Raw genomic sequence first — 19,426 nt, forward strand, 5'->3', positions numbered from 1 at the left:
ATCCATACCCCAACGGCCTGACGGCCTGCCCAACTCAAAACAACCGAAACCGGCGCGGCGATTTCTCCGCTTCCTCGTCCGGATCGACGCCGGGATCGTCCGGCAACCGCGCAAGCTCCTCGGCCGGATCGACGCCCTCGGCATCGCCCGGCACCGCGGCGAAGGCCGCTGCCGTGATCGGCCTGACATGATCTTCTTCGCGACTTTCAGCTTGCTTGCCCGCCGACGTCTCGCCACCGGCGTCATCGATCACCTCGATCGGCCCTTTTTCGCTCGTGGGCTTTGCCAATGCTTCGATGACCGGCGCCGCACCGGCTGGCATGTCGTCATGGCTGTCGATCAACTGGCCGAGACGCTCCATCGGCGCACGCCACTCGAAGGCGTCGAGCCGGCCGGTGATCGGCGACACCGGCGCCCAGCGTTCCGATACCACGCCGTCTGCGACCCAGGCCGGATCGCGCGGCGCCCGCACCGCCCTGGACAGCAGCTGCCGCACCTTGCCCTGATCGCCGGTCTCGGCCTCCTCGATGTCGGCGAGCAGCAGATAGGCGCCCTCGCGGCGGTCCATCCGGATCGCCGCCTCGGCCTCGCGGCGGGCGGTCGAGAAGTCCTGTGCGTCGAGCGCGGCGCGCGCCACCGTCATCGACGATTCGGCGTGGTTCTTCTTCATTTCCTGCAGCTTCTTCGCCCGGTTGAGGCGGTCGAGCACCGCGTCGCCCGGCCTTGCATGGGTATAAAGCTCGGCGATTTCCGGATGCGGCTCGGCCTTCCAGGCTGCCTCGAGTATCTTCGAGCCCTTGCGCACATCGTTCTGCTTGAACAATGCGGCAGCCGCGGCAACGGCGGCGGGCGCGAAGTCCGGCCGCAGCTTGTTGGCCTCGATCGCCGCAGTCCTGGCGGCGGCGGGATCGCTGTCGGCAAGCGCCTGCGCCTTGGCGGTCAGCAGCACGGCGCGGCGGCGGTTGGCGGCATCGCGTTCGATCTGCCGTGTCGATTTCTGCGCGTCGACCAGTTTCAGGGCGCCGTCCCAGTCGCCGCGCGCGGTCAGCTCTTCCAGCGTCGATTCCGCTGCCCAGGCCAGCTGCGGCGCCATCACCGCGGCACGGCCGGCATAATGCCTGGCGGCGTTGCGGTCGCCAAGCCGTTCGGCTTCCAGATAAAGCCCGCGCAAGCCTAGCAGCCGCATTTCGGGATCGTCGAGCATGCTCTCGAATTTCTGTCGCGCGCCTTCATGATCGCCTTCGAGCAGCGACGCCTGCGCTTCCAGCAGGTGGATCAGCGGCTCCTGGTCGGAACGGATCAGCTTGGCGGCTTCCTTGGTCTTCTTGCGGGCCAGCGCGCCATCACCGGCGCCGGCGGCAATCATGCCGGTCGACAGCGCCTGATAGCCACGATCGCGGCGGCGGACACGGAAATAGCGCGAGATGGTGTAGGGGCTGTTCCACAGCGACTTGAGCAGCCACCACAGGATCATCACCGCGGCGACCACGGCAACGACGGCCACCGCCGCCACCATCAGGCTGACCTGGTATTGATAGCCGTTAAAAGTGACGACCATGTCGCCCGGCCGGTCGGCCAGCCAGGCAAAGCCCAGCCCGAGCGCGAAAACGACGATGAGGAAGGCGAGCAGGCGGATCATTGTGTTGCCCTCATGCCTTCATCGCGCCCGAGATCAGCGCATCGACCTGGGTTTCGACCTCGATGCGTGCCTTCAGCTTGCCGACAAAGTCCGCGCCAGCGGCCTTGGCGGCCTCGGGCAGCGTTTCATACTCGCTGAGTGCCTTCGCGTAGTCGCCCTGGTTGACCGCCGCCTCCATGCGCGCGACGGTTTCCGGTGCGCCGGCGCCTTCGACGGCGCCGATCGGCCTGACCTTGACCAGCGATTCGGCGCTCGACATCAGATTCTGCAGGAAGCCGGCATTCTCATCGACGGGCGTCGCGGCAGTGACCATGGCATTGGCGGCGGCATCAGCCTGCGATGCGATCTCGGCGCGGGTCGGAACGCCCTTTTCAGCATAGGGGCGCAGTGCCGCAAGCTGCGGCGCATCGGGCGAAATCGCCGCGAGGGTTTCGAGTTCGGCCGAAAACGGCCCGCCACGCTCGAGCGCCGCTTTCAAGGCCGACGCCGCGATGGCAAGCGCAACCTTCGGCTGCCCCGCCGCCGCCTCGACCTTGCCGGACAGCTGCGACACAGACTGCTCCAGCGCTGTCAGCCGGCCCTCCTGCGCCGTCGTAGCCTCGCCGGCCGACTTCACCAGCGCGTCGAGGCCAGCCAGTTTCTCGTTGAGCGGACCGAGATCGACCGGCGCCGAGCTGCCGGCCTTGCCGAGGGCGGCGACCGCCGTCTCGATCTGCGCAACCTTGTCGCCCAGTGCGGCGACCCCGGCCGCGTCGCCTGCTCCACCTTTCTCGACAGCCGATTTCAGCGCCGCCACATCGGCCTTGACCTGTTCAAGGCCCGAGGACAGGCCGACCATCTTCGCCGCTCCATCGCCGTTGCCGCCGGCGTCCTTCAAACCGGCGATTTCGGTCTTCAGCGAGGCGATGTCGCCGTTGACGCCATCGAGCGAGACGCCGGCACCGGAACCCGGCGCGCCAAGCAGGCCGGCAAATTGCAGCCCGCCGGCGCCGACCAGCGCGATGACGCCGCCGATGATGCCGGCGGCGACGCCGTTGAGGCCGCCGCGCTTTTCAAGGGGTGGCGCCATTTTCTCGTCCCGTGTCTCGGGTTTCGCCTTGTTGCCGTCGGTCTGCGTGCGCTTCGCCGATGCGTCCTCGAAACTGTAGTCGTAGGCTTTGGTCTTGCCGGCCGGCGCATCGGACGATCCGGGCTCGTCGGACGATCCGGGCTCGTCGGACGATCCGGGATAGGGGATCTCGGCCTCGCTAGCGGGCTTTGTCGCCGCTGCCGACGGCTGCTCCGGTTCGGCCCGGGCGTCGGTATGCTCCCAGGGCTCGAGATCGGTCTGGTCGGCGTGAACCGGCTCTTCGGGAACCTCGGGTTGCGAAGCGTTCGCTGCTTCCTCGGCCTTCGCCTCGTCTGTCCGGGCCTCCTGCGTGGCGGCGTCCTCGTCGGCGATGCGTGAGACGGCGCCCGGCTCGAGATCGATGGTCACCGGCTCGCGGCGGCTTTTCGAGTGTCGCATCTTCGGCGTCTTGACCATGCCTGGGCTCCGCACAATTCGCTTCGTCTCAACGCCTGGCGGCGCATGATGGTTCAGAAAGGGTCTAGCACATCACCAAGCGGTGAAAAGGGGCGGTGTGATGACGCGGCTCAGCGCGGCGCCTGCAAAAGCGCCAGCAGTGCCTCCTCGTCGGGCTGCGCGGCAATGCGGATCCTTTCGCTGGCGACATCGTCGAAGGCTGCGGCGATGCGCGTGGAAAGCGCAAAAACCCACGTTTTTTCGAAGAGACCGCGCAGAGCGGGCCGTCTTGCCAAGGTCTGCATCGCCGCCGCCGCCTTGGCTGAATAGAGCAACACCGCGTCGGCAGGTTGCCCCGACAGGCGTTCGAGGATGACTTCGTCCGAATACCCCATTGTCAGCGTGTCATAAGTCTCGACGGCGTGGACCCGAACGCCCGCCGTCCCGAGCCTCTGTTCGAACGCCGGAAAACGCACGCGTCCGCAGAGGTAGACAATCGTCTTTCCAGAAAAATCGACGGCGAGACTGTCGGCCAGCGCCTCCGCATCGCCCGGGCCTTCACTGACCGACAAAAACCCCGCTCGACGCGCCGCTTGCGCCGTCCTTTTGCCGACCGCATGACAAGGCAAGGCGGCGAGCGTCGCGATGATTTCTTCCGGCGCATGACGCATGGCATTGGCGCTGGTGACGGCCACTGCGACGGCATTGTCCGGGATCAGTCCGGCGGCGACGGGCAACGCCTTTGTTTCGGTCAGGGGCAAAAGAACCGGCTGAAAACCTGCCTCCTCAAGCCGATGCGCCGTGCGCGAAGCACCTGGTTCCGGCCTGGTCACCAGGACGCGAAGCATTTCAGAGCCAGCCGTCGAAGAACTTTTCGCCGGCCTTGGCGCGCACGCTCCGGGCCGCTTCACCGCCGATGCGGGCGGCGTCTTGCGCCGGCCCCTGCAGCTCGACCGTGTGCGACTGCGTGCCGTCGGGCGAGATGATCAGCCCGGCAAAAGACAGTTTTCCGGCCTCGATCGCCGCATAGCCGGCGATCGGCGTGCGGCAGGAGCCATCGAGCGCCGCCAGGAAGGCACGCTCGCAGGCCAGCGCCTGGCCGGTCGGCACATCATGGACGGCTGCCAGCATTTTTTCGACATCGCGGTCGCCGATACGGGTTTCGATGCCGATCGCGCCTTGCCCCGGCGCCGGCGGGAAGACATCGAGCGGTATCAGATCGGTGACGACCTGCTCGAGCCCAAGCCGCTTCAGCCCGGCATAGGCCAGGATCGTGCCGGCGGCGACGCCTTCTTCGAGCTTGCGCAGCCGCGTCTGCACATTGCCGCGGAACATCACCACGTCGAGATCCGGCCGCATCCGGCGGATCAGCGCTTGCCGCCGCAGCGACGACGAGCCGACTTTCGCCCCCCGCGGCAGTTCGGCGATCGTCTTCGCCGCCTTGCCGACAAAGGCGTCGCGTGCATCCTCGCGCGGCAGGAAGGCCGAGAGTTCGAGACCGTCGGGCAGTTGCGTCGGCATGTCCTTCGACGAATGCACGGCGATGTCGATCCGGCCCGCCAGCAGCGCCTCCTCGATCTCCTTGGTGAACAGGCCCTTGCCGCCGGCTTCCGACAGCGGCCGGTCCTGGATGCGGTCGCCGCTGGTCGAGATGACGACCACCTCGAACGCCTCCGCCGGCATGCCATGCGCGGCCATCAGCCGCGCCTGCGCCTCATGCGCCTGTGCCAGCGCCAGCGGGCTGCCGCGTGTTCCGATTCTCAAGATTGTTTGCATGGCGCGCAGTCCGTGATAACCCCCCGGCAAGCGAGGCTTTTCCGGGGTTCTCCTAACGGGGAAAGCCCCATGATACAATCTTTAGGGACAGCGACGAATTGATCCGCGTGCTGGGCATAGAGACGAGTTGTGACGAGACCGCCGCCAGCGTGGTGGCCATCGACAGCGACGCCGCGCCAAAAATCCTGTCCAACATCGTGCTCAGCCAGATCGAGGAGCATGCCGCTTTCGGCGGCGTCGTGCCGGAAATCGCCGCGCGCGCCCATGTCGAGGCGCTGGACGGCATCATCGAAGCGGCGCTTGCCGATTCGGGCACGGCACTCGCCGATATCGACGCGATTGCCGCCACCGCCGGCCCCGGCCTTGTCGGCGGGCTGATCGTCGGGCTGATGACGGCCAAGGCGATTGCCGCTGCGGCGAACAAGCCGCTGATCGCCATCAACCACCTCGAAGGCCATGCCCTGACCGCAAGGCTGACCGACGGGCTCGACTTTCCCTATCTCTTGCTGCTGGTCTCCGGCGGCCATACGCAAATCGTCGCCGTGCGCGGCGTCGGCGACTATCAGCGCTGGGCAACGACCATCGACGACGCGCTCGGCGAAGCCTTCGACAAGACGGCCAAGATGCTTGGCCTGCCCTATCCCGGCGGGCCGAATGTCGAGAAGACGGCACAGGCCGGCAGTGCCTCGCGCTTTGCCTTTCCGCGCCCGATGAAGGGCTCGGCGCAGCCCGACTTCTCCTTCTCCGGCCTCAAGACCGCCGTGCGCCAGGCGGCGAGCGCCATTGCGCCGCTGAGCGACCAGGACGTCGCCGACATCTGCGCTTCGTTCCAGGCAGCGGTGGCCGATGCGCTGGCCGACCGCGTCTCCCGCGCGCTGACGCGCTTTCGCGAGACATTTCCCGGCACGAAAAACCCGGCCCTCGTCGTTGCCGGTGGTGTCGCCGCCAACCGCACGATCAAGATCATGCTGGAGCGGCTCTGTGCCGAGACCGGCTTCACCTTCATTGCACCACCGCTGAAGCTCTGCACCGACAATGCGGCGATGATCGCCTGGGCCGGTGTCGAGCGGCTGCGCGCCGGCATGGCGCATGAGAACGGCTTCGATTTCGTGCCGCGCTCGCGCTGGCCGCTGGATAGCATCTCGGCGCCGATGGTCGGCTCCGGCCGGCGCGGAGCCAAGGCATGAACGAGCGGGCAATGGGCGGCAACGACACCGCGCCGACCGGCTGGCGCGTTGCCGTGCTCGGCGGCGGGGCCTGGGGCACTGCCTTGGCCTTGGCCATGCTGCGCGCCGGCCATTTCGTCCGCCTTTACGCGCGCGACCCGGACACCGTAGCCGCTATCGACCGCGGCGAAAATCCACGCTATCTGCCTGGCATTACGCTCCAGCCCGGCATCGTGGCGACGAGCAACATCCAGGCCGCGCTCGACGGTGCCGACTGCGTGCTGGCGGTGACGCCGGCCCAGTCGCTGCGGACTACGCTGGCGGCAGCGAAGGACCATATGCCGGCCGGTGTCCCGCTGGTTCTGTGTGCCAAGGGCATCGAAAGCGAGACCGGCGCCTTGCTGTCGGCGATCGTCGAAGAAATCCTGCCGCTCAATCCGGTTGCCGCTCTGTCGGGTCCGAGCTTCGCCACCGACGTCGCCCGCGGCCTGCCGACGGCCGTTGTGGTCGCTGCCCGCGACGAGGCATTGGCCGCCGATCTCGCCGCCCGCTTTTCCGCCGAAAACCTGCGCTGCTATTCGAACGACGACCTGATCGGCGTCGAGATCGGCGGCGCCTTGAAGAACGTCTTTGCCATTGCCGCAGGTGCCGTCACTGGCGCGGGTCTCGGTGCCAGCGCCCAGGCCGCCATGGTGACGCGCGGCTTTGTCGAGCTGCGCCGCATCGGCGCTGCCTTCGGCGCCAGGCCCGAAACGCTGATGGGGCTGTCCGGCCTTGGCGACCTGCTGCTGACCTGCTCGTCCACCCAGTCGCGCAATTTCGCCTATGGCCTGGCGCTCGGCCAAGGCAAGCCGCTTGCCGGATTGCCGCTCGCCGAAGGCGTGCCGACGGCGGCGATCGCTGCCCGCATCGCCACCGAGCGCAACATCGACGCGCCGATCATTGCCGCCGTCGCCGCCATACTGGACGGTGCCATCACCGTCCGGCAGGCTGTGACGGCCTTGATGACCCGGCCGCTGAAGACCGAAACCAACGATTGATCCCCACGACTTTGAACGATCAGGAGAAAAAGATGCTGTTTGCTGTGATTTGCAAGGACAAGCCCGGAAGCCTGCAGGTGCGCCTCGACACGCGGCCCGAGCATATCGCCTTTCTCGAAGGGTTGAACGGCGACAAGAAGCTGGCCTTCGCCGGTCCGTTCCTTGATGCCGAGGGCAAGCCCAATGGCAGCCTCGTGGTCGTCGAAGCGTCCGACCTGGCTGGCGCCCAGGCTCTTTCGGCGGCCGACCCCTACGCCAAGGCCGGGCTGTTCGAAAGCGTCGAAATCCGCCCGTGGAACTGGACGTTCAACAAGCCGGCGGCTAGTTAATCCCGGTCGCCCGCGCGACGCCTAGGAGGAGAAAGACATGAACTACTGGCTGTTCAAATCCGAGCCATTCAAGTTCTCCTTCGAGATGCTGAAGGCCAAGGGCAAGGCCGGCACGCAATGGGACGGCGTGCGCAACTACGCCGCGCGCAACAACATGAAGGCGATGCAGATCGGCGATCTCGGCTTCTTCTACCATTCCAACGAGGGGCTGAACGTCGTCGGCATCGCTGAAGTCTGCGCGCTTGCCCATCCCGACACCACCTCGGACGATCCGCGCTGGGAATGCGTCGACATCCGCGCCGTAAGGGATGTGCCGAACCCGCCGACGCTGGAGCAGGTCAAGGCCAATCCGAAGCTTGCCGACATGGCGCTGGTGCGGCTCGGCCGGCTTTCCGTGCAGCCGGTGACGCCGGCCGAATGGAAGGAAGTCTGCCGCATGGGCGGCTTGACGCCGGCTCCGTGACGGCGCTGACGCCCAACAGCGCGAGGCAATTCATTCTCGACAACACGGCGCTGATGGCGCCGCCGCACGTCCCGGAGATCCTGCTTCATCTTGCCGACGAAGCGCATGATTTGTGGCAGCGGACCGAGGATGAGCTGGTCGAGATCGGCCTGCCACCGCCTTTCTGGGCCTTTGCCTGGGCCGGCGGCCAGGGCCTTGCCCGCTATGTCCTGGACAATCCCGGCACGGCGCGGGGCAAGCGTGTGCTCGACTTCGCTTCCGGCTCCGGCCTTGTCGCCATCGCTGCCGCCAAGGCAGGTGCCGCCAAGGTGATCGCAACCGACATCGATCCGTTCTGTGCCACCGCGATCCGGCTCAACAGCGAGATCAACGGTGTCGGGACCGAATTCCTCGGCACGGATTGCATCGGCACCGATGCAGGTTGGGACGTGGTCCTGGCCGGTGATGTTTTCTACGACAAATCTTTCGCGGACCGGCTGATGCCATGGTTCGCAACGCTGAAGGCGCGCGGCGCCGAGATCCTCGTCGGCGATCCCGGACGGTCGTATCTGCCGAAGGCAGGGCTGGAGCCGCTTTCTGTGTATGAAGTGGCCGTCACGCGGGCGCTGGAGGATGCGCTGGTCAAGCGCACGACGGTCTGGCGGTTCGCTTGACGCGATCGCCGAACAGGCGTTCCATCACATACAGATCAGAGGGGGAGCTCATGGATTTTTCAGCAGTGAACTGGCTGGCGGTGGTCGCTGCCGCGATCGCCGCGTGGCTGTTCGGCGCCGCTTGGTACATGGGCCTGAGCAAGGCGTGGCTGAAGGCCGCCAAGCTCGATCCGGCGATGATGAAGAAGTCGCCGCTGCCCTTCGTCATCAGCTTCATCGCCGAACTGGTCATGGCCACCATATTGGCCCTGGTCGTCGGCGCGATGACCGGCGGCGAGCCGACATGGATCGCCGGACTTGTCTTCGGCTTCGTGCTCTGGCTGGGTTTCGTCGCCACGACGCTCTCGGTCAATCACCGCTACGAGAATTTCGGCTGGGACCTGACCCTCATCGACGGCGGCCACTGGCTCGGCGTGCTGCTGATCATCGGCGCCGTGATCGGCTGGTTCGGCGCGGCGGCAACCTGATCAAGAAGGAGTAGGGCAGTAAGGCAGTAGGAAATAGGGGCAGACGGCACCGACGCCTATCCCTACTGCCCTGCCCTACTGTCCTACTGTCCTACTGTCCTACTGCCCTTTGTCCGTGGTCCGCGTCTTGGCGACTTCCTCGAGCATCCATTCGCGAAAGGCGACGATGCGTGGATCGTCGGCGGTATTTTCGGGATAGACCAGGAAGTAGGCGAACTCGGGCGCCACCCGCAGGCCGAGTTCGAAAGGCTGCACCAGCCTGCCCTGGGAAAGGTCGTTCGCCACCATGGCGAAATCGGCGAGCGCAACGGCATTGCCGTCGAGCGCTGCCTGGACGGCATCCGTGGAGTTGCCGAAGACGACGGTCCGGCTGTCGTCGAAATCAGTGATGCCGGCCGCGGCCATCCACATCCGCCAGTTCGGCCACGTCACGCCTTGCCGCGACCATTCAATATGCGCAAGCGTGTGGTTGAAGAGGTCGCGCGGCTCACGCAGCGGCGGACCGGACGTCAAGAGGCTCGGGCTGCACACCGGAATGAGAATGTTGTCGAACAGCCGGTGGGTGCGAAGACCCGGATATTTGCCGGCGCCGAAACGGATGCCGACATCGATGTCATCGAGTTCGAAATCCCGCACTTCATAGGCAATGTCGAATCGCAATTCGATATCGGGGTGATGCTTGCGAAAATCGTCGACGCGTCGCATCAGCCATTTTGACGCGAACTGCGCGTCGAGCGTTACCTTCAAAAGGGCGGTGCCGCGCGCCAGCTTTTGCGCCCGCGAAACGGCCCGGCCAAGCAGGTCGAGCGCGTCGGCCGAGGCGTCGAACAGCACCGTCCCCGCCTCGGTGAGCCGGATCGTGCGGCTGGTGCGTGTGAACAGCACCAGCCCGAGTTGATCCTCGATTTCCTTGATCTGATGGCTGACGGCGGCCGGCGTCAGGCCGAGCTCGTCGGCGGCACGGGTGAAATTGAGGTGCCGGGCCGCTGCTTCCAGTGTCCTCAAGGCACGAGTCCCGGGCAGAAGACGAGCCATCCTATCCTCAAATAAAACTTGATGATCCAGAGAAAACTACTCGTTTCTCGCAGAGATTTCAATCTGGCATCATCCATCCATCGAAACATCATCAAGCCGGATTTGATATCCGGGGAGAACGGAGCACACCATGTCCATCATCGTTTTGAATTCATCGACACCCCGCCCGGCCTGGCTGGCCGAAACTCTCGACTGGCTGCGTCACGCCCGGGTCGCGATACGCCTCGCCCGCCGCGACATTACCTACCAGAACGTCGAGGATCTCTCCGATCGCCAACTGCGCGATATCGGCGGCGAGCGCCGTGACGTCGCTCGCGCAATGGACAGGGAGCTTGGCCGGCTGGGCCTGCTAGACATGGGCTGGCAGAGACCGCGAAGGTCAGGGAATAGGCAGTAGGAAATAGGCAGTAGAGGAAAATTTAAGTCAGCGCCGACAGGTAGCCTACTGCCTACTGCCTACTGCCTACTGCCTACTGCCTACTGCCTACTGCCTACTGCCTACTGCCCTACTATCTCACCACCCTCACCACCGTCCGGTCCGACAGCAGTGGCAGCAGCCGCGCCATGGTTTGCGCCGTGACAGCCACACAGCCTTGCGTCGGCGTGAAGCCGGGGCGCGCCAGATGGAAGAAGATGGCGCTGCCGCGCCCGCGCCGGCGCGGCGACAGGTTCCAGTCGAGCACAAGGCAGGCGTCGTAGAGCCGGTCGTCGCGCCGCATGCGTTCGTGGCTGGCGCCATAGGGTATCTTGACCGGCCTGTTGTAGTTGCGGTCTTCGGGCACTTCGCACCAGCCCAGATCGGGCCCGATCGGCGTCATCGCCAGACGGGTCCTGCGGCCGCTGGAGAACTGATCTCCCCGGAAATACCCCGACAATATCCGCATCGCGGCCAGCGGCGTGGCGCCATCGCCTTCGCGCTTGCCGGCCGAGATGCCACCGCGCCCCAACGCACAGGCAAACACCGTTTTCCCGGCCTGCAACAGGCCCTGGCTTGGATGCCCAGGCCTCGCCCGCACGGTCAGCACACGCAGCCCTTTTCGCAAAATTGCGCCGGCTGCATTGCGATCGTGTTTTTTCTTGTATGATCGTGCCACGGAACAAATCACTGTGAACGGCTGTTGCGCCGGTCAGCTTCCGCATAAACAGGCAGCGGTCAACTGAATTTTCTTTTCAAAACAACGGATTGATCCATGACTTCACGCACCATACTGATCGTCGACGATGATGATGACCTGCGCGGCACACTGGTCGAGCAATTATCCCTTTACGAGGAATTCGACGTGCTGCAGGAATCGACTGCGGCAAAAGGTGTCGCCGCAGCGCGCGGCGGCCTCATTGATCTGCTCATCATGGACGTCGGACTGCCCGACATGGATGGCCGCGAAGCGGTGAAGATCCTGCGCAAGGGCGGCTACAAGGCGCCCATCATCATGCTGACCGGCCACGACACCGATTCGGATACGATTCTTGGTCTCGAGGCCGGCGCCAACGACTATGTGACGAAGCCGTTCCGCTTTGCCGTGCTGCTGGCACGCATTCGGGCGCAGCTGCGCCAGCATGAGCAGAGCGAGGACGCCACCTTCTCGGTCGGGCCTTATACTTTCAAGCCCAGCCAGAAACTGCTGCTCGACCCGCGCGGCGGCAAGGTGCGGCTGACGGAGAAGGAAGCCTCGATCATCAAATATCTTTATCGCGCCGACCAGAAGGTGGTGACGCGCGACGTGCTGCTCGAGGAAGTATGGGGCTACAATTCCGGTGTCACCACGCACACGCTGGAAACCCATGTCTACCGGCTGCGCCAGAAGATCGAGCGCGATCCTTCCAATGCGGAAATTCTTGTGACAGAAAGCGGCGGCTACAAGCTGGTTCCTTAAACATTTCATTATCCAATGAGCGGTCGGGCGGGGCCGCTTTCGGGTACGATCCAGTTGGAGGGTGGTTTGGATCGAACTCGCAGAGGAGGAGTCGGACTGTCGGTTCGGGGACATAGCTAGATGGCGCTGGATGACGACATCCGCGTCCTGTCCGCCGTGAGGCTCTTCGAGGGCTTCACGCAGGAACAATTGCGCCTGCTCGCCTTTGGCGCCGAGAACACCAGGCTGATTGCCAACCACAAGCTTTATCGCGAGGACGACGAGGCCGATTCCGCCTATATCGTCGTCAGTGGGCGCATCGTGCTCTACCGGGAGCAGGGTGGTGAACGCATCCCGATTGGCACGGCAGGCCCCGGCACAATCCTGAGCGAACTGGCGTTGATCGCCGACACCAACCGGTTGACCAGCGCCTCGGCCGAGATCGATTCGGAAGTGATGCGGCTCAGCCGCAAGATGTTCCGCCGCATCCTGGAGGAATATCCCGAGATCGCGGTCAAGCTCCACCAGCGCATCTCGGAGGAATTTCAGGCGATGATCCGCCGCATCGAGGAACTGGCCCCGCGCTTCTCCGGCTGAAGGCTGCCCGCCTGCGAAGCTGTTGTTTCGCGGCCAAAGGCGGAAGCGCGGCAGCGTCCGTTGACAGGCCCGAGGTGAAATCCTAAAGCACCCCGAAGGCGGCCGGCACAGCAGGCGCCATCACCAGGCTCCTGGGGGGAGCGAGCCATGCCGTCAGGGCGGTACGAGACGATTATCTTGTATTCCCGCAATGACGCGTTCGGCGACGGATTGATCCGGATTCCGGCTTTGCGCGCCGCCAGAACGGCATTCCCCGATAGTTTCATCGTCTACGGAACCACCCGGTCGTCGTCCCTTGAACATAGCCTCAATCGCCATGCCGGCCATTTGGTCGATGCGATCAATGTGCGCACGCCGCTGGCGCGCCTGGTCGCCGATCACCGCAAGGGCAAGGGGCGATTGGCCGTTGTCGATTTCCGCATCTCGGCGCGTTGGCTGCTTCAAGCCTCGGCATCACTGCTCGGCCGCGGCATCGCCTATGAGGCAAACTTTCCGGCTTTCGCCCTTTCCTGGCGCCTGGGCCAAAGGCCTGAAGCACGACCCGGGCACAATGCCTGGCGCTACCACCGCCTCATCGAACGCCTTGCCGGCAAGCGGCTGCCTTTCGATCATCGGCTAGAGCCGGGCCCGGCCGCGCGAGCGGCGGCCAGGAGCCTTGCGGACGGCAAGCATGCTCCGTTGATCATTATCGCTGCGCACGGCAGCGCCAGCAAGCGCATGTCGGCGGATCAGGTTGCCGCGATCGCCGACAGCCTGATCGCCGACGGGGCGAACCTTCTCTATGTGAAAACCCCAGGCGATGGTCCCGATATGGCTGAACTGGCTCAGCGCGTACCGAAGCTGCGGCTTGTCGATTCCGCCGCGATCGAAGGTGTCGATATCGGTGACATCTTGCTGGCGCTCGGCGAGTTTGCCGATCTTTACATCGGCGCCGAAGGCGGTACCGCACATCTCATGGCAACCGTGATGACGCCGATGGTTATCCTCAGTGGCGGCGCCAACATGGCCCGTTGGAGGCCGCTTTCGAACTGCGTGGACGTGATCGAATCCCGCCATGCCAGTCCGACCGGTCTGGTCGCCAATGTGCCTGCGCCGACAATCATCGAAGCGGCGCAACGCATGCTGGCGACGCGCCGCCGCGACCATCCCCATCTGCCGGATCTCGCAAACTGTCAGCCCAGCAATTTCGCGACAACGACATGCATGAAGACTTGAAGCGCGCCGTTTGAACTTGAATTCATTTGGTCGCGCTTCGAAGCGCGTTGAGATTCAGGTCGGCCATTTGCAGGCCAGCCTCACCTGAACATCGGCGCCATGGTACAATGGGTTCGGTGGAGCGAAGCGCTGCAACCATGGTGACCACCGGCACAATGCAGGCGGAGTTCTCGGCGGCAGATCTGGCGGCTGTCGCATTTTGGTTCCAATGGAGTTCCTCTCAGTCCTCAATGAGAATAGCAAATGCCAGAGAACAACGCGCTGAACACAAAGCATGGCGGCGAATGGACGATAGCCTGGCGCTTGGTCATACTGACGGCGACGGCGATTAACGTCGCGATGCTCTTAGCCGCTCTGTTCGTTGCGCAGATTCGTGGTCTGGACGCGTGGATCTTTTATCGAGATCCATCTGCGGTCGCCGAAGTCGGCTTCTATACAGGGTGGATTTCGTCCCTGGGTGCTTCACTGTGGATCGGCTCCGGCGCGGTGACCCTGTTTGCTGGCCTGCTCACGCACCGATGGGATTGCACGTTTCTCGGCGGCCTTACCCTGTTCCTGGGGCTCGATGACCTGTTATTGATCCATGAGGACGTGCTCCCCATGGTTGCGATACCAGAGATCGTTGCGATGATTGTCTACGCCGCCGCCGGGCTGTTCTGGTTCTTTCGGCTGCGACGGAAGACATTCGACGGCACGATCGTCTTTGTGGCCGCAGGCTTCCTGCTCGCGCTGTCGGCATCCATCGACCAGATCGGAGATCTGTTTCCTACCCCTGGTTCTGCGGCCGCCATCGCCGAAGACGTCGTCAAAGAGCTTGGCATCTTCCTTTGGGCGGCAGGTGCCGTTGGGTACGCGGCGATGGTGACACGATTGGGCCGTCCGTGGGTGGATCCAGCCGACTCCACCTCTGCCGACTGACTGCCGCACGCGGGCATTTTCGACCAGACTAGAGCATTTCACCGTTTCACGGAAACGGCGAGCTGCTCTAACTCTTTGTTTTGACGCAATTCTAGACGGAAAACCGCTTCACACTTTTCCTAGAATTGCTCTAGTCCAGATCGAACCGCGCGATGACAGGCACATGGTCCGACGGGCGCTCCCAGCCGCGCGCCGGACGCAGGATCTCGTAGCCGGAAAAGCTGGGCACCAGGTTTGGCGACGACCAGACGTGGTCGAGACGACGGCCGCGATTGGACAGCTCCCAATCCTGCGCGCGATAGCTCCACCAGGTGTAGAGCTTCTGCTCATGCGGCACGTTGAGCCGCATCAGGTCGACCCAGTCGCCGGCGCGGCGCATCGCCTCGAAATTTTCCGTCTCGATCGGCGTGTGGCTGACCACGTTGAGCAATTGCTTGTGCGACCAGACGTCATGTTCGAGCGGGGCGATGTTGAGGTCGCCGACCAGCACCGAGCCGGACACCTCGTCATGTTCTGCCCGGATGGCATTCATCTCGGCGACGAAGTCGAGCTTGTGCTTGAACTTCCTGTTGATGACGGGATCCGGTTCGTCGCCGCCCGCCGGAACGTAGAAATTGTGGAGCAGGATCGCCTTGCCGCCGGCCCGCACCGTCACCGAGAGGTGCCGGCTGTCCTCTATCTCGCAAAAGCGTCGCTTTTCGACCACCTCGATCGGTCGCCGCGCCACCGTCGCGACGCCGTGGTAGCCCTTCTGCCCATGGAAAGCGATGTGCTCGTAGCCGAGCTTGCGAAAAGCCTTTTCGGGAAACAGTTCGTCGGGAACCTTGGTTTCCTGCAGGCACAGCACGTCGGGCGCATGCTCGACGAGCAGGCGCTCGACGATCGGCATGCGCAGGCGAACGGAGTTGATGTTCCAGGTGGCGATAGAGAAGGGCATTGGCAATCCAGGACAGCGTGCGACCGGCCAGAACCGATGGGCCCCGGCGGGGAAGACGCCTTTCGACGGAGTCAGTCCGGGAAACTGCCAGCCGCAAGCCGCAAAGACAAGCCGGGCCACGCCCGCTGAGGCGTGACCCGGCGCTTTCCACAGCTATTGGTGCGATTGGCCTAGCGCGCCTTGTTGGTGTTGAGTTCGCGGTTCGCCGTGTAGTCGATGGCGAAAGTATCAGGGGCGAAGCTGACGCCTTCCTTGGTGTTGAAGATCATCACCGTCGTGTCCTTGCCCTGCGCGTCGGTGATCGTCCACTGCCGCAAGTCGAAGGTTTTCGGATCGAACATCATGGTGATCTTCGAATTGCCGAACACCGATTTGTCGGCGAGCTGGATGGTGGTGAGGTCATCCTCCTGCTTGACGCTTTTGACGCGGTCGCCGGAGAGATCGATCCTGTTGTCGAGCAGCAGCTTCAAGGGTGTCTTCGACAGCGGATAGAGATCGGACGTGTTGAGCCTCTTGTTCAGGATGACCACCGACTGGCCGTCTGAAATCACCCGGAAGTTTGAAGAGCCGTCGTAGTTGAAGCGGATCTTGCCTGGCCGTTCGAGGAAGAACTTGCCGCCGGTCTGCTCGCCCTTGGGGCCGAACTGCACGAATTCGCCGCTCATCGATTTGACCGAGGAAAAGTGGTCGGCGATCTTCTGCGCAGCGGTCGGCACAGCCGCCTGCGCCGAAGCCAGCACCTGGAAGCCGGGCACCGCGTTGAAGGCTGCCGCCCCCGCAAACGCCAGGCCGAGGCCCAGCAACTGACGCCGGGATGGAGCAAATGTGCTGAGCGCTGAAAGATCGTTTTTCATGTCGGTCACTCTCATCTGATTCCTGAGTTGTTCTGTGCTTGGACCCCCAGTTAGGCTGAAATTTGGCGGGTCAGACGTCCCTTGGTCGCTTCAACGCCTTGAAAGGTTCAAGGTTGCCGGACCGGGATGTCACAAGGGTCAGGCTTTGTGGTCAGAACTTGTCCTCTTCGGTCGGCACCAGGATCTCGCGCTTGCCGGCATGGTTGGCCGGGCCGACGATACCTTCCTTTTCCATCTTCTCGATGATCGAGGCGGCGCGGTTATAGCCGATGCCCAGCCGGCGCTGGATATAGCTGGTCGAGGCCTTGCCATCGCGCAGCACCACGGAGACCGCCTGATCGTAGGGATCGTCGGAATCCTCGAAATTGCTGTTGCCGCCACCGGACCCACCCTTGCCCGACGGCTCGTCGTCGTCCTCGCCATCATCCTCGGTGATGGCGTCGAGATATTCCGGCACGCCCTGCAGCTTCAGATGCGCAACGATCTTCTCGACCTCTTCGTCAGCGACGAACGGGCCGTGCACGCGCTGGATGCGGCCGCCGCCGGCCATGTAGAGCATGTCGCCCATGCCGAGCAGCTGCTCGGCGCCCTGCTCGCCCAGAATGGTGCGGCTGTCGATCTTCGACGTCACCTGGAAGGAGATGCGGGTCGGGAAATTGGCTTTGATGGTGCCGGTGATGACGTCGACCGACGGCCGCTGCGTTGCCATGATGACATGGATGCCGGCGGCGCGCGCCATCTGCGCCAGGCGCTGCACGGCACCTTCGATGTCCTTGCCGGCGACCATCATCAGGTCGGCCATCTCGTCGATGATGACGACGATATAGGGCATCGGCTCGAGATCGAGGTTCTCGGTCTCGTAGATCGCCTCGCCGGTCTGGCGGTCGAAGCCGGTCTGCACGGTGCGCGAGATCTTCTCGCCCTTCTTGTCCGCCTGGCTGACGCGGGCGTTGAAGCCGTCGATGTTGCGCACGCCGACCTTGGACATCTTGCGGTAGCGATCCTCCATCTCGCGCACGGTCCATTTCAGCGCCACCACGGCCTTCTTCGGATCGGTGACGACGGGCGTGAGCAGATGCGGGATGCCGTCATAGACCGAGAGTTCCAACATTTTCGGATCGATCATGATCAGCCGACATTCTTCCGGCTTCAGCCGGTAGAGCAGCGACAGGATCATGGTGTTGATGGCGACCGACTTGCCCGAGCCGGTGGTGCCGGCGACAAGCACGTGCGGCATCTTGGCGATGTCGACGATGACCGCCTCGCCATTGATGGTCTTGCCCAGCGCCAGCGCCAGCTTGGCCTTCGTCGTCTCGAAGTCACGGCTGGCCAGAATCTCGCGCAGATATACGGTTTCGCGCTTGGCGTTCGGCAGTTCGATGCCGATGGCGTTGCGGCCGGGCACCACGGCGACGCGGCAGGCGATGGCGCTCATCGAGCGCGCAATGTCGTCGGACAGGCCGATGACGCGTGACGATTTGATGCCGGGCGCCGGTTCGAGCTCATAGAGTGTGACCACCGGACCGGGACGGACGGCGATGATCTCGCCCTTGACGCCGAAGTCCTCCAGCACGCCTTCGAGCAGGCGGGCGTTCTGTTCCAGCGCGTCCTTGGACAGGCTGGCGTCGCGCACCACGTTCTTCGGCTCGGAGAGGAAGTGCAGCGACGGCATTTCGAACTTTTCCGAGCCGATCAGCGATGTCTGCGCCTCGCGCTGGACGCGGGCGCCGGGCACGGGGCGCGCCGCCGGCGCCTCGACGCGGGTGGCTGCGTCGGAGCGGAACGGCTGCACCTTGGCGGTCGGCGCGCCGCGGCGTTGCACGACAGGCTCATCGTCGAAATCGGCATCCTCGCCCGCATTGTCGAAGCGGTCGTCGAAGATGTCGGCATCGTCGGGGTCGAGCGAGGCGCTGCGGTCATTGACCATGGCGGCGAAGAATTCGGGCTCGACGCGGGCGCGGCCATCCTGGCTCATCCGCTGCTCGGCGAACTCCGCCGATTCGACCCGTTCGGCGGCGCGCCGCCAGGCTGTGGAGCGCTGCTCCATCTCCGGCTCGTACTCGTCCCGCTCCTGCCTGCGGCGCAAGGCACGGCGGTGCATCCACGCGCGCAGCGACAGCCACCAATGGGTGATGGCGCCGAGCGCCAGGATACCCTCGTCGCCTTCGTCCTCGTCATTGTCGAACAAAAGGTCGTCCTCGCGCGGATCGGCGGCGGGCTCGTCCTCCATCACGGCGAAGCCGTTCTTGCGACCGATCAGCGCCGAACCATGGGCAAAGAGCCACAGCGCGGGTGCGGCCAGCAGGATGGCGATGATGCTGGCGATCAGCCCGGTCGGATAGCCGCCGATGACGACGCCGGGGATCTTCAGCACCATGTCGCCAAACACACCGCCGAGGCCGGTGGGCAGCGGCCAGGTCTTGGGCGGCACAACGCAGCCGACCATCGCCGCGGCCAGCAGCGCGAAGCCGAACCAGGACAGCCCGCGCTTGGGCAGCCTGTCGACGCCGCGCGCGGAAAACAGCAGGAAGCCCCAGATGACCGTCGGAACCAGGGCCGCGACGGCGGCGAGGCCGAAGAACTGCATGGCCAGGTCGGAGAACACGGCACCCGCATAGCCCATGGCATTGGTGACGGTGTTGTTCGTCGCGTGGGAAAAACTCGGATCGGCGACATTCCAGGTGGCAAGGCTGGCAACGCCAAAGGCGGCCAGCGCGAACAGGCCGACGCCGACCAGCCGCCCGACCTGACGCCGCGCGAACGCCTGGATGCCGTGCCCCGTATCGGCCAGCGCAAGCGGTGCTGAAGCCCCTGAACGCATGCTCTTCCCCGTCTGTCATGGTCTCGCCGGGTGCGTGGCGCATTCCGGCAGATTCGGGTCTCAGACTATCGGTGGGAAGGTTAAGGGCGCATTAACTATAAGAGGTTGAGATGATCAAACCTCGTTACCACTGGTTGAGCCGCTTGCTGCTCGAAGAAT

At 64.3% G+C, this 19,426-nt stretch carries 20 protein-coding genes; 11 read left to right on the plus strand and 9 right to left on the minus strand.

All coding sequences use genetic code 11. The features are described 5' to 3' along the window. Nucleotides 1-34 precede the first annotated feature (34 nt). The 4 genes from NP503_RS16510 to hemC all read right to left on the minus strand — a co-directional run bounded on the left by NP503_RS16510 (nt 35) and on the right by hemC (nt 4,919). Nucleotides 35-1,639, minus strand: a complete 1,605-nt coding sequence (locus NP503_RS16510; protein WP_127270035.1) for a heme biosynthesis protein HemY — start codon at nt 1,637-1,639, stop codon at nt 35-37. Between the two features lie 10 nt (nt 1,640-1,649). After that, nucleotides 1,650-3,164 carry a COG4223 family protein gene (locus NP503_RS16515; protein WP_127270037.1) on the minus strand — a complete coding sequence of 505 codons (1,515 nt, stop codon included), beginning with the start codon at nt 3,162-3,164 and terminating at the stop codon, nt 1,650-1,652. Between the two features lie 110 nt (nt 3,165-3,274). After that, the gene (locus NP503_RS16520) at nt 3,275-3,991 is read right to left on the minus strand and encodes a uroporphyrinogen-III synthase (protein WP_127269868.1); all 717 of its coding nucleotides are present in this window, start codon (nt 3,989-3,991) and stop codon (nt 3,275-3,277) included. A 1-nt stretch (nt 3,992) separates the two neighbouring features. Beyond that, on the minus strand, nt 3,993-4,919 hold the full coding sequence (gene hemC / locus NP503_RS16525; protein ID WP_127269866.1) for a hydroxymethylbilane synthase: 927 nt from the start codon (nt 4,917-4,919) through the stop codon (nt 3,993-3,995). Between the two features lie 101 nt (nt 4,920-5,020). Here hemC and tsaD point away from each other — a divergent pair, with 101 nt between their 5' ends. The 6 genes from tsaD to NP503_RS16555 are packed head-to-tail and all read left to right on the plus strand — an operon-like array spanning nt 5,021 to nt 9,037. Beyond that, nucleotides 5,021-6,106, plus strand: coding sequence for a tRNA (adenosine(37)-N6)-threonylcarbamoyltransferase complex transferase subunit TsaD (gene tsaD, locus NP503_RS16530; protein ID WP_206517155.1), 1,086 nt, complete (start codon nt 5,021-5,023; stop codon nt 6,104-6,106). Beyond that, nucleotides 6,103-7,125 carry an NAD(P)H-dependent glycerol-3-phosphate dehydrogenase gene (locus NP503_RS16535; RefSeq protein ID WP_127270042.1) on the plus strand — a complete coding sequence of 341 codons (1,023 nt, stop codon included), beginning with the start codon at nt 6,103-6,105 and terminating at the stop codon, nt 7,123-7,125. Before tsaD ends, NP503_RS16535 begins: the two co-directional genes overlap by 4 nt. 32 nt (nt 7,126-7,157) lie before the next feature. After that, a complete protein-coding gene (locus NP503_RS16540) occupies nt 7,158-7,454 on the plus strand; it encodes a YciI-like protein (RefSeq protein ID WP_127269714.1) in 297 nt (98 codons plus the stop codon). A 37-nt stretch (nt 7,455-7,491) separates the two neighbouring features. Continuing rightward, the gene (locus NP503_RS16545) at nt 7,492-7,917 is read left to right on the plus strand and encodes an EVE domain-containing protein (RefSeq protein ID WP_023811233.1); all 426 of its coding nucleotides are present in this window, start codon (nt 7,492-7,494) and stop codon (nt 7,915-7,917) included. Further along, the gene (locus NP503_RS16550; RefSeq protein WP_206517149.1) at nt 7,872-8,570 is read left to right on the plus strand and encodes a methyltransferase; all 699 of its coding nucleotides are present in this window, start codon (nt 7,872-7,874) and stop codon (nt 8,568-8,570) included. Before NP503_RS16545 ends, NP503_RS16550 begins: the two co-directional genes overlap by 46 nt. Nucleotides 8,571-8,620: 50 nt before the next feature. Then, complete coding sequence (locus tag NP503_RS16555) at nt 8,621-9,037, plus strand: DUF1761 domain-containing protein (protein ID WP_127269716.1); 417 nt, start codon at nt 8,621-8,623, stop codon at nt 9,035-9,037. Nucleotides 9,038-9,136: 99 nt separating this feature from the next. Here NP503_RS16555 and gcvA read toward each other — a convergent pair whose 3' ends face one another. Further along, the gene (gcvA, locus tag NP503_RS16560; protein WP_127269718.1) at nt 9,137-10,072 is read right to left on the minus strand and encodes a transcriptional regulator GcvA; all 936 of its coding nucleotides are present in this window, start codon (nt 10,070-10,072) and stop codon (nt 9,137-9,139) included. 130 nt (nt 10,073-10,202) lie between these two features. Between gcvA and NP503_RS16565 the strand changes: the two genes are divergently transcribed. Next, entirely contained in the window at nt 10,203-10,469 is a 267-nt protein-coding gene (locus NP503_RS16565) for a hypothetical protein (protein WP_127269720.1), read from the plus strand. A gap of 112 nt (nt 10,470-10,581) precedes the next feature. Here NP503_RS16565 and NP503_RS16570 read toward each other — a convergent pair whose 3' ends face one another. Continuing rightward, complete coding sequence (locus NP503_RS16570; RefSeq protein WP_206517156.1) at nt 10,582-11,118, minus strand: L,D-transpeptidase; 537 nt, start codon at nt 11,116-11,118, stop codon at nt 10,582-10,584. 144 nt (nt 11,119-11,262) lie between these two features. Here NP503_RS16570 and NP503_RS16575 point away from each other — a divergent pair, with 144 nt between their 5' ends. The 4 genes from NP503_RS16575 (at nt 11,263) to NP503_RS16590 (ending at nt 14,655) form a co-directional block, all read left to right on the plus strand. Further along, the gene (locus NP503_RS16575) at nt 11,263-11,946 is read left to right on the plus strand and encodes a response regulator transcription factor (RefSeq protein WP_013528898.1); all 684 of its coding nucleotides are present in this window, start codon (nt 11,263-11,265) and stop codon (nt 11,944-11,946) included. A gap of 120 nt (nt 11,947-12,066) precedes the next feature. Further along, nucleotides 12,067-12,522 (plus strand): cyclic nucleotide-binding domain-containing protein, encoded by a 456-nt coding sequence (locus NP503_RS16580; RefSeq protein ID WP_023811239.1) that lies wholly within the window; start codon nt 12,067-12,069, stop codon nt 12,520-12,522. A gap of 147 nt (nt 12,523-12,669) precedes the next feature. Then, nucleotides 12,670-13,737: a glycosyltransferase family 9 protein gene (locus tag NP503_RS16585; RefSeq protein ID WP_164748787.1), complete on the plus strand. Its 1,068-nt coding sequence runs from the start codon at nt 12,670-12,672 to the stop codon at nt 13,735-13,737. A 243-nt stretch (nt 13,738-13,980) separates the two neighbouring features. Then, on the plus strand, nt 13,981-14,655 hold the full coding sequence (locus NP503_RS16590; RefSeq protein ID WP_127267332.1) for a hypothetical protein: 675 nt from the start codon (nt 13,981-13,983) through the stop codon (nt 14,653-14,655). 130 nt (nt 14,656-14,785) lie between these two features. Here NP503_RS16590 and NP503_RS16595 read toward each other — a convergent pair whose 3' ends face one another. The 3 genes from NP503_RS16595 to NP503_RS16605 all read right to left on the minus strand — a co-directional run bounded on the left by NP503_RS16595 (nt 14,786) and on the right by NP503_RS16605 (nt 19,267). Next, on the minus strand, nt 14,786-15,592 hold the full coding sequence (locus NP503_RS16595) for an exodeoxyribonuclease III (RefSeq protein WP_127267331.1): 807 nt from the start codon (nt 15,590-15,592) through the stop codon (nt 14,786-14,788). 170 nt (nt 15,593-15,762) lie between these two features. After that, nucleotides 15,763-16,446, minus strand: coding sequence for an outer-membrane lipoprotein carrier protein LolA (locus tag NP503_RS16600; protein WP_127267333.1), 684 nt, complete (start codon nt 16,444-16,446; stop codon nt 15,763-15,765). A 151-nt stretch (nt 16,447-16,597) separates the two neighbouring features. Next, nucleotides 16,598-19,267, minus strand: a complete 2,670-nt coding sequence (locus tag NP503_RS16605; RefSeq protein WP_127267330.1) for a DNA translocase FtsK — start codon at nt 19,265-19,267, stop codon at nt 16,598-16,600. Between the last annotated feature and the right edge of the window lie 159 nt (nt 19,268-19,426).

Origin of the sequence: Mesorhizobium sp. SEMIA396 (assembly GCF_024518615.1) — a bacterium.
GTDB lineage: Bacteria > Pseudomonadota > Alphaproteobacteria > Rhizobiales > Rhizobiaceae > Mesorhizobium.